Below are 6,577 nucleotides of genomic sequence, written 5' to 3'. Positions count from 1 at the left end.
AGGGAGCTGCTGGCACGGATGACGAAAGCTGTCTTACGCCGAATTGAGTATGTCACGGTCGAAGTCCAGCAGAAACCACCAAAAGGATTTGGGTTTGATGGTTGGCAATTGGATCTGGCCAAACGAGAACTCTGTTCTCCCGATGGAGTGCTGATTCCCTTAACGGCCAATGAGTTCGACCTCTTAGCTGCATTCGCAGAGCATCCCCAGCAGGTGCTGAGCCGTGATCAACTCCTGGAGCTGACGAAGGGATATGAAGCCGCTCCCTTTGATCGCAGTGTGGATGTGCAACTGAGCCGTCTGCGCCGCAAAATTGAAGCGACCCAGAAGTTAACCCTGATCAAAACAGTGCGAGGTGGTGGCTATTCTTTTACACCAGTGGTGAAGACGATGAAGCGGATCAAGCAATTATATCCAGCAGTCTGGCAGGGCGAATTACGCTGATTTTGACGATGGGATTCTTCTCAGCCCAGTCGATTGCTGTATGGCTACTGGTTCACAGATCGCACTGTCACCGCAATGAAAATATTTGGTTTATCTGTTGCGGATCGAGTTGTCACTATTATCGACGTGATGGAAACGTCACCGGATGAACAGGTCAAGCTATTGCAGGCACTCCACAGCCCCGGTTTCAGGTCAGTGTTTTAGACCAGCCGCCGTCCAGCCCCAGCGGGGAAGCGTGGCACGCCGACGAGATTCGCCAGGACGTGCGATCTCACCTCATACCCCAGCTTAGCCAACCCATTCAGATCCAGATCTGACCGCTGGTCGAACAGTTCGCTCCTCGATCAGTCAGATGGTTCTGCTCTTGTGCCGCTGCTATCTAGCCGTCAAACGATGGTGATTGCCGTTCAACAAACTCACGATCGCTGGTTAGTCTTTGTCACCCCCTCGGACATCGTTTCTCTCCGCAGCAGCAGTCACCGTTGGTTTGTATTTCTGTTTATCGGACTTGCCATTTGGCTGCTGTCGCTCTGGGCAGCTCGACGCGTCACCCAGCCGATTACCCAATTTGCCACTGCCGCTGAGCAGTTCGGTCGGGATATCAATGCACCGCCGCTTCCCGAAGCGGGTTGGCGTCGAGAACTCCGTCAATCCACTCAAGCTTTCAATCAAAATGCAGGAACGGCTGCGGCATCTGGTAAATGAGCGCACGTTTATGCTGGCCGCCGCCATTGCCCATGACTTGCGAACGATCCTCACCCCGACCCCGAAAACTGCGGGCTGAGTTTATTGATGATGGGGAGCAGGCTCAGAAGGCGATTGCTGACATTGACCAGATGCAGACCATGCTCACGGAAACCTTGACCTTTGCCCGCGCAGAATCCACCACCGAAGCTTTCGTTAAGCTGGATTGGCGAGCCTGCTTCAAAGCCTGTGTGATGATGTTGTTGATACAGGGAAAAAGGCAATTTATCAGGCAGCAGTTCCACGTGACCTATGTTGGCCAACCTACTGCTCTACATCGAGCGTTCATGAACCTGATTCACAATGCAGTGATCTACGGGAACGAGGCGGAGGTGACGCTGCGCTCGAAGCAGGAAAGGCTTGAGGTGGTAATTCGCGATCGCGGTTTCGGCATTCCTCCTGAATTCCAGGGCAAAATCTTTGAACCGTTCTTTCGTCTAGAACAATCCCGCAACCGAGAAACCGGAGGAACCGGGCTGGGATTAGCCGTCGCTCAAACCATCATCCAACGTCATAGCGGTACCATCCAGGTACAAAGCCAGTTAAACAGTGGGAGCACATTCACGATCACGCTACCCACTGTCTAAACGGATTAGGCTATCGCTGTCCTCGATGCATCCAGCCAGGCATACCGCCAACCTCGTACCAGTCTTGCAGCCAAGACTGCATCTGCCAGATTTCCTGCCGCTGGGTATTGGCGATATTCTGGGCAAAAGGCTGTACGTCCTGATGCTCAACCAGACCGTGATTTACCAGACGCTGCGACATCATCACGGCTCCCATGTGGTGCATAACCATATCTTCTAGAAACGCCTGATCCAGCTCATCTCCTTCAAGCTGGCTGAGGTCACGCATCATGGGAGAGTAGGTCAGACTGGTTTCCTGACCGGGATACCATTCGTCTAGCCACGCCTGCATCTGCTCAATTTCGGCGGTTTGCACATCGATAATGTCCTGCGCAAACGCGCGCATCTCAGGCCGATCGCTGTACTCCAGCACGCGCTGAGCGGTGGCAATGGCTTCCTGATGGTGAGGAATCATCAGGCTCAGAGAACTCAAACTCGCTATTGGCCTGCATCATGTGCATCATCTGCCCGTGGTGCCCTTGCCACTGGCCTTGGTGCATGGGCATTTGATCCCAGTTCATCGGCATTTGCCAGCCCGCTGGATCAGATGACTGTAATGGGTCAGCATTGGAGGGTGAAGAAAGATTAAGAAAAGGTAGCGACACCTGCGATCGCAACACCAACACCTGCGATCGCGACGATAGATTTGGTAAGAAGTTGCATAGGGTGTGATCCCCTTGAAGCGTTATACCTCTATTTTAAATCCTCTACTTGACTAGAGAGTTAAGGGATGATCGTATCGCAGAAACCATAATTTACACTTCTTGATACATCTCAATTCAGCATTCGATGTTCGATCATTGAGAACAAAGCACGATTTCTGCCAAACTCCTACCGGGTTGGACTTAGGCTAGTTTGGCTCGGCGTAGCATCACCGCATTAATTGCCACGATCACGGTCGAAAGGCTCATCAATAAAGCACCTATCGCCGGAGAAAGCACGATACCCCAAGCCGACAGTACGCCTGCTGCCAGGGGAATGGCGATCACGTTGTACCCGGTAGCCCAGAATAGATTTTGAATCATCTTGCTGTAGGTCTTCTTCGCTAGCACCAGCGCCTTTACTGCATCTAGGGGATCGTCTTCCACTGAGTACCAAGTCAGCGGACTCAATCGCCACGTTGGTACCCGCCCCAATCGCTAAGCCCATATTGGCTTCCAGCAAAGCGGCTGCATCGTTGATGCCGTCACCCACAAAGGCAGTAGGAGCCTCTTGTTTCAGCTCTCTGATGCGATTCACTTTGTCTTCAGGCAGCACGCGGGCGTAGTAGCGATCGATGCCCAGATCTTCAGCAACAGCACGCGCAACGGCTTCGGCATCCCCGGTAATCATCACCGCCTGGATGTCCATCTCATGCAGGCGATCGATGGTAGTGCGGGCACGTTCTCGGATCTGGTCAGCCATTGAGATAACTGCGATCGCACGTTCAGTAGTCATCAGCACAACAGCACTTTCACCCCGCTCATCGGCTCGGCTTAATGCCTGTTGCAGTGGAGCAGAAAACGATAGATGTTGCTCCTGCACCCATTCCGGTCGTCCAACCCGATAGGTTTGTCCATTGATCAGGCCCTCTACGCCCCGTCCAGTCACGGTTTGGAAGTCATGCGTTTGGGGTAGCGTTAGCTGCCGCCGATGAGCTGAATCGACAATTGCTTTCGCAAGAGGATGCTCGGAGGGATTTTCTAGGGCAGCGGCAATGGCTAACGCTTCATCCTCATCCATGCCGTCCACAGCGACGTTTTGGACGCCAAACTTGCCTTGGGTCAGCGTTCCAGTTTTGTCGAAAGCGACGATTTTGATATCCTTAGCTCGTTCAAGAGAATCACGGTTCGGACTGAGAATGCCGTTGCGAGCCGCCAGTCCAGTGGAGTTGGCAATCACCAGCGGAATCGCCAGTCCCAGGGCATGGGGGCAGGTAATCACTAGCACCGTCACCGCCCGGTTGATGGAGAAGATTAGATCGCTGAGGGTAAGCCAAATGATAAAGGTAAGGGTGCCAACCGAAATGGCAATAATCGTCAGCCAGTAGGCCACTTTATCTGCGAGTACCTGATAGCGACTGCGGGACGACTGCGCCTCTTCCACCAGCCGCATGATTTGACTAATGGCCGTGTCTGCTCCAATACGAGTCACTCTGACCTGTACGGAACCTTCCGTATTCACCGACCCCGCGACCACTTCATCCCCGACTTCCTTGTGAACAGGCTTCGATTCACCCGTCAGGAACGATTCGTTGATGCTGGTGCGGCCCTCAATCACTTCGCCATCATTGGGAATTTGTTCGCCAGGACGAATCAAGATGACATCGTTGACTTGGATCTCATCAACCGAAACATCTTCAATGTGACCATTCCGCATCCGATGCGCTGCGTTGGGCACCAGGGTCGAGAGTTCTTCTAGCGCTTTGCTCGCTCCCTGCACCGAGGCCATCTCAACCCAGTGGCCCAGCAGCATGATGTCGATCAGTGTCGCTAGTTCCCAATAGAAGGGCATTCCCTCCAGGCCCAGGGACACGGCAATACTGTATACAAACGCCACCGTAATTGCCAGCGCAATCAGTGTCATCATACCGATCTTGCCCTGAAACTCGTGCCACGCGCCCTTGAGAAATGGCCAGCCGCCATAGAAATAGAGGGCAATGCCGAGAATGGGATTAATCCAACCAGAGCCAGGAAATGAGATCGCTTCATACCCCAACCAACCCTGAAGCTGTGGCGAAAAGTAGAGAATCGGCAGCGTCAAAATCAGCGAGACGAAAAATCGCTGCTTGAACATGGCCGGACTGTGATGCCCATGCCCGCTGTGACCGCCATGCCCCCGGTGTCCGCCACGGGCGCTATGAGCGTGGTCGCCATGATATGCACCAGCAGCCTCTACGGGATGACCAGTGTGGTTATTATGGGCATCATCAACGCTAGAGTTTTCAGCTTGGGGGGTGGAGTGACGAGGATGATTCATAGAACTTAGGTGAGTAACAGCTCGATATCGTGGGTATGTTTAACCCTAAAGCCTCAAGTAGACTATAAGTTCTAGCGTTTGCAACAAAACTTAAAATTGATGATAAAAAGCCCTATCAAACTACTCATGAGAGTGGCTATCACTGTGACTCGGTTCCGAGTTTCCTGGAGAGGGTTGACCGGATTCAGATCCCGTTTGACCATTGGGAGACTGAGATGGATATTGAGAGCGACTGCTTCCCTCTGAATGGCTATGGCCTGAGCCGCTCCCTTCATGAACATCCAGTAGCTGGTCTGCTTGATCGGTCGGCTGTGACGTATCCAGCCAACAACGAAAATGACCAAGGCTGCGATCGCACCAATGATCGGAAAATGATTCAGCAAGAGGTGTACATGAGTCCAACTTAAAGTCATAGAACGTATTGCGGAGAGTGTGGAACTAGAATCGGTTTAGGTAAATCTTTGCTGTTCAGCCCTATTCCGGAATGGGAGTAGAGACAAAGTCTGGAATCTCTCTTCCTTCCAACTCAGCTTCTGATGTGACCAAGCCGTTTTCTCGGATATCAGAAATCAGCCACTCCATTTCATTGATTTCTCGACGCTGAGCTTCAATAATTTCATCGGCCAGTTCACGCACCCGAACATCCTGAATCTGGGCACGTTCACTCGTTAAAATTGCGATCGAGTGGTGCGGAATCATGCCTTCCATGTAGTCTACATCGCTTACGGTAAGCTGACTGCGCACCAACCACAGGGAAGCGCCAAACAGAACGATGGCAGCGACATAGATGGCAATGTTCATGCTGCGACTCTTATACATGTGCAGCATGTATGACAGCATAATGACCATCATGGCGGCACCCATAATCAGCGCCATATAAACCCGTGTTTCACTAAACCAGGCATGATCCAAAATCTGATACGAATGTAGGTACATCAAGAAGAACATCACCACAATTGAAGTACCAATCATGGCAAAGTATCGGACGTAGCTACTGCCCATACCACCATCATGGCCCGCATCAGCATGGTTTTTCATTGCATTTTCTTGAGTAGTCATCGGTGTTCCTTGCAATCAATACTTTGGAAATGATTTTTAGAGTAAAAAATATTTGGAGCAACTCGTAAATTGCCTCATCGCTAAAGAAGAAAGAATTTGCCGCTATGCCAGTAGAAATGCTCCAAAGTTGAAATAATATAAAGCCTGTTTATAAGAATCAAATTCATTAATCTCTTCTGATGAGTGATGGCTTAGAGATATCGAGAAATGCTGCCTCTTATCACCTATCAATGGCGTGAAATCTAACTTCAGCCATAAGTCATAGAGCCATTTCATTTTGATTTCATCGGTAGATGTTAATCCGTTGTAAGTACCTGAAATTGAGCCACCATGTCCTACATTTCATCGCCATTTCATGGTTCATCGATAGAATAGCGATCACTAGATTGAATTTTTGATCACTGTCTTTATCCTCTGGCTAACTAGAGATTCTACGATTGCCCTATCCCCCATCAAGCTTCAATCGTTTTTTGTAGAACCACGTTTATGACCATTAGGAAAACTATCAAGCGACGAATTTTTTTGAGGCTAAGCTTGGGAACTACAGCGGCAGTGCTCTTAGCCCAATGCTCTAAGGACTCGTCACCGTCCTTAGAGCCGAATTCAATCTTGGCTCAAGACCCGGTGCAGAGCAGCGAAGGCGGGTTACTCAGCTTTGACTTAGTGGCTGAGGCGCAACAGGTGAAACTGGGCAATCGCAATGCCAATCTGCTCACCTATAACGGCCAAGTTCCTGGGCCTCGCAT

At 51.0% G+C, this 6,577-nt stretch carries 8 protein-coding genes and 1 pseudogene; 5 read left to right on the top strand and 4 right to left on the bottom strand.

From position 1 onward, the window contains the following. The 3 genes from AC286M_RS37200 to AC286M_RS37190 form a co-directional block, all read left to right on the top strand. Positions 1-444 (top strand): winged helix-turn-helix domain-containing protein (locus tag AC286M_RS37200; RefSeq protein ID WP_488209202.1); only part of this gene is annotated, 444 nt, incomplete at its 5' end. Between the two features lie 366 nt (positions 445-810). Continuing rightward, on the top strand, positions 811-1,149 hold the full coding sequence (locus tag AC286M_RS37195; RefSeq protein WP_488209201.1) for a hypothetical protein: 339 nt from the start codon (positions 811-813) through the stop codon (positions 1,147-1,149). A gap of 32 nt (positions 1,150-1,181) precedes the next feature. Then, positions 1,182-1,775, top strand: a complete 594-nt coding sequence (locus tag AC286M_RS37190) for a sensor histidine kinase (protein ID WP_488209200.1) — start codon at positions 1,182-1,184, stop codon at positions 1,773-1,775. Positions 1,776-1,785: 10 nt separating this feature from the next. Here AC286M_RS37190 and AC286M_RS37185 read toward each other — a convergent pair whose 3' ends face one another. The 3 genes from AC286M_RS37185 to AC286M_RS37175 all read right to left on the bottom strand — a co-directional run bounded on the left by AC286M_RS37185 (position 1,786) and on the right by AC286M_RS37175 (position 4,772). Continuing rightward, positions 1,786-2,229, bottom strand: coding sequence for a DUF305 domain-containing protein (locus tag AC286M_RS37185; RefSeq protein ID WP_488209199.1), 444 nt, complete (start codon positions 2,227-2,229; stop codon positions 1,786-1,788). Beyond that, positions 2,162-2,434 carry a hypothetical protein gene (locus AC286M_RS37180; RefSeq protein WP_488209198.1) on the bottom strand — a complete coding sequence of 91 codons (273 nt, stop codon included), beginning with the start codon at positions 2,432-2,434 and terminating at the stop codon, positions 2,162-2,164. Before AC286M_RS37180 ends, AC286M_RS37185 begins: the two co-directional genes overlap by 68 nt. Positions 2,435-2,693: 259 nt before the next feature. Next, positions 2,694-4,772, bottom strand: coding sequence for a heavy metal translocating P-type ATPase (locus AC286M_RS37175; protein ID WP_488209197.1), 2,079 nt, complete (start codon positions 4,770-4,772; stop codon positions 2,694-2,696). 215 nt (positions 4,773-4,987) lie between these two features. On the opposite strand from AC286M_RS37175, the gene AC286M_RS37170 reads away from it, so the two are divergent. Beyond that, positions 4,988-5,179 carry a hypothetical protein gene (locus AC286M_RS37170; protein WP_488209103.1) on the top strand — a complete coding sequence of 64 codons (192 nt, stop codon included), beginning with the start codon at positions 4,988-4,990 and terminating at the stop codon, positions 5,177-5,179. Positions 5,180-5,246: 67 nt separating this feature from the next. On the opposite strand, the gene AC286M_RS37165 is transcribed toward AC286M_RS37170, so the two are convergent. After that, positions 5,247-5,831: a DUF305 domain-containing protein gene (locus AC286M_RS37165; protein WP_488209104.1), complete on the bottom strand. Its 585-nt coding sequence runs from the start codon at positions 5,829-5,831 to the stop codon at positions 5,247-5,249. Positions 5,832-6,365: 534 nt separating this feature from the next. On the opposite strand from AC286M_RS37165, the pseudogene AC286M_RS37160 reads away from it, so the two are divergent. Further along, positions 6,366-6,577 (top strand): annotated as a pseudogene (locus AC286M_RS37160) (multicopper oxidase family protein); the annotation flags it as partial.

This window comes from Thainema salinarum CENA647 (assembly GCF_057732415.1).
The sequence above is the reverse complement of the archived record's forward strand: the minus strand, read 5'-3'. Positions and strand labels throughout refer to the sequence as shown.

What these genes read in the sequence shown, in the direction of transcription:
- AC286M_RS37190 (WP_488209200.1), top strand. Translation starts at nt 1,182, where the DNA reads ATGACTTGCGAACGATCCTCACCCCGACCCCGAAAACTGCGGGCTGAG.
- AC286M_RS37185 (WP_488209199.1), bottom strand. Translation starts at nt 2,229, where the DNA reads ATGATTCCTCACCATCAGGAAGCCATTGCCACCGCTCAGCGCGTGCTG.
- AC286M_RS37175 (WP_488209197.1), bottom strand. Translation starts at nt 4,772, where the DNA reads ATGAATCATCCTCGTCACTCCACCCCCCAAGCTGAAAACTCTAGCGTT.
- AC286M_RS37170 (WP_488209103.1), top strand. Translation starts at nt 4,988, where the DNA reads ATGGATATTGAGAGCGACTGCTTCCCTCTGAATGGCTATGGCCTGAGC.
- AC286M_RS37165 (WP_488209104.1), bottom strand. Translation starts at nt 5,831, where the DNA reads ATGACTACTCAAGAAAATGCAATGAAAAACCATGCTGATGCGGGCCAT.